At 68.0% G+C, this 2,751-nt stretch carries 2 protein-coding genes; one reads left to right on the top strand and one right to left on the bottom strand.

What is annotated here, in order from left to right; translation table 11 throughout:
- Window positions 1-2,167: tetratricopeptide repeat protein (locus GVV04_RS31880; RefSeq protein ID WP_201754488.1), on the bottom strand; the 2,167-nt coding region annotated here is incomplete at its 3' end.
- Window positions 2,168-2,383: 216 nt separating this feature from the next.
- Between GVV04_RS31880 and GVV04_RS31885 the strand changes: the two genes are divergently transcribed.
- Window positions 2,384-2,524 (top strand): hypothetical protein, encoded by a 141-nt coding sequence (locus tag GVV04_RS31885; protein ID WP_161692711.1) that lies wholly within the window; start codon window positions 2,384-2,386, stop codon window positions 2,522-2,524.
- The last annotated feature ends 227 nt before the right edge of the window (window positions 2,525-2,751 follow it).

Genomic DNA, 2,751 nt, shown 5'->3' on the forward strand with positions numbered 1-2,751 from the left:
CCAGGTCCCTCAACGCACCGGTGTCACCACGGTCGACCGCCCACTGGTACAGGGCCTCAGCACCAGCGCGATCACCCGCCCGCTGCCGAAGCCCGGCCAAATCCCTCAACGCACCGGTGTCACCACGGTCAGCTGCCTGGATGGCCAGGGATTCAGCACCATCGCGATCACCGGCCTCCTCCCGTATCCGAGCCAGGTCCCTCAACGCACCGGTGTCACCACGGTCGACCGCCCACTGGTACAGGGCCTCAGCACCAGCGCGATCACCCGCCCGCTGCCGAAGCCCGGCCAAATCCCTCAACGCACCGGTGTCACCACGTTCGACCGCCCACTGGTACAGGGCCTCAGCACCAGCGCCATCACCCGCCCGCTGCCGAAGCCCGGCCAAATCCCTCAACGCACCGGTGTCACCACGGTCAGCTGCCTGGATGGCCAGGGATTCAGCACCATCGCGATCACCGGCCTCCTCCCACATCCCAGCCAGGTCCCTCAACGCACCGGTGTCACCACGGTCAGCTGCCTGGATGGCCAGGGATTCAGCACCATCGCGATCACCGGCCTCCTCCCGCGCCCAGGCCAAGAGCCGCATCGCATCGATGCTGCCACGGTCGGCGGCCTGCCGGTACAGGGCCTCAGCACCAGCGCGGTCACCCGCCCGCTGCCGAAGCCCGGCCAGGAGCCACAACGCGGAGGCGTCGCCGCGATCGGCGGCCCGGATGTACAGCCAGATCGCTTGCTGGTAGCGGCTCCGGATCTGGGCCTGTACGCCGAGTCGGCATAGAAGGACAGCATCGGTGATGGTGACGGCCAACGCGGTCCAGAAGCTGTCGGGTGGGTAGAGGCCGCCGCGTTCGCGGCGGCCGATCTGCTCGAGGTAGTCAGCCAGCCGGTAGCACGGCCGCCCGTCTGCCGTCGGCGGGTCGCCCGGGCGAGTGCGGATGCGGGTCAACGGCCCGCGGGTACCTCTGCATAGCGTGGCGGTATAGGCCAGAGCCTGTTCCAGCCAGTCCTCCCCCAGATAATCCCAGTCATGATCATCGAGGTAGCCCGGTGCGGCCTGCTCTAGCAGGGCATGCGGGATCGGCAGGGGGTGTCCCAGTCGGCGGGCGTCCATCGCCACCTGCATGATCGCTCGAGCGCCCGGCGGCGCTGTGCGGTACCGCTCTTCTAACACCGGTGCACCGGCCAGGTACTGGATGACCCGGCCACCCTCGGCGTGCACGGCGGCCTGCCGCACCCGCGGATCCACCCCGGGTGCGTCCAACCCGGCCAGTTCACCGGGGGCGAACACCTCAGGCACGATGATCTCGGTACCGGTCAGCAGATCTCGGGCCTGTGCGTGCGGGTCCGGGTCGTGTGGCTGAGGTCGGGCGGTCAACGTCGACCAGTGCGGCCGCCACAGGGTGGCCAGCACGAGCACCGGCCCTCGGCTCGGGTCCTGTAGCAGGGTGCGCAGCCCGGCGGCGATCCGCTCGCCCAGTCGGACGTCGGTGGGGGCGAGGTAGTGCTGGGCCTCGTTGAGCCACACGATGGTGTACGGACCGGCCTGGTCGATCGCCGCCATGGCCGCCTCCGGCCGGGTCGGATCAAAGGGGTGCCACAACCGCCACCGGCCCGGCTGCTCCCGGTCGAGATGGTGAGCGAGTTCCCAGCAAGCTCGGGTCTTGCCCGTCGACGACCCCCCCACCAACGTGACCAGCCTCGACGATCCATCCATCACCTGGGCGGCCACCTGCTGCAACCGCTCGTCATGGGCCCGGGGCACATAGATCGGCAGCCGGCTCCCCAACTGCTCCTGGCCAGGAATATCGATCGCCGGATGCACCTCCAACACCAAGGGATCGCAGTCGGCCACCGGACGGCCCAACCGTGCCGGCGGCGAGGGCGTGGGGGCCATCCACGCTCTGTCCCACAACCGGCGGACGTTGTCCGCCAGAATCGCGACGTCATCGCGGTCGGAACGGGCGGCACGGGCCAACACGACCGCGACGGTCACCGTGTCCTGCTGCGTCGCCAACTTGGCACCGCTAATGATCTCGCTGATTACATCCTTGTTGGGCGAACCCGGAAGATCGTCGTCCCCAGTGATCGTCTGTGCCAACTGCTCCAACTGGGGCCATTCGGCGTGCCCGTACAACAGATAGATCGCATCCCGCAGATCCTTCATCGGCCCGGGCTGTAGGTCAGACCGCTTCACCGGCCGAGGGCGGCGCACGGCTCGTCGGGACTCGTCGGCATCCATCGCCGCTCCAGTTTGCCCCACTCACCTACCCTCCCCACTCAGCGACACCTATCGCCACCGAAGTAGATCATCGCGGGTCGCCCCACCCTGGGACGCAACCGGCGCCAGCCGAAGAGGTTTCCTACACCCAGGAGCAACCCGATGACCAGCCACAACAAGCACGGACATCAGCGGCGGAACCGCCGCATCCATCTGGCCACCGCAGCGATCACCGGTGTTGTGTCCGGCCTCACCCGCGCCCTCATCGACGTCCTGCTGCACCATCTGACCATCGGCGGCTGACTCCAACTGCGGGGCGGATCTCACGGCCCTCAACCCCCATGGGATCCCGCCCCCAACCGCCCGTGCAGGAAACACCCTCACCGACTTACGAGACATCCTTTGGGACTGCACCCGGTTCGGTTGACTCCTGACCTGTGAGGATCTGTTCCTCGCTGGAAGGATGTCTGTCATGCCGAAAGCGTTCCCCCTGGAGTTCCGCCGTGACGTGGTCGCGGTCGCCCGCAAGG

It is taken from the genome of Micromonospora rubida, from assembly GCF_009908295.1.
Lineage (GTDB): Bacteria > Actinomycetota > Actinomycetes > Mycobacteriales > Micromonosporaceae > Micromonospora > Micromonospora rubida.

Coding starts and splice junctions, on each gene's coding strand:
- GVV04_RS31885 (WP_161692711.1), top strand. CDS start 2,384: ATGACCAGCCACAACAAGCACGGACATCAGCGGCGGAACCGCCGCATC.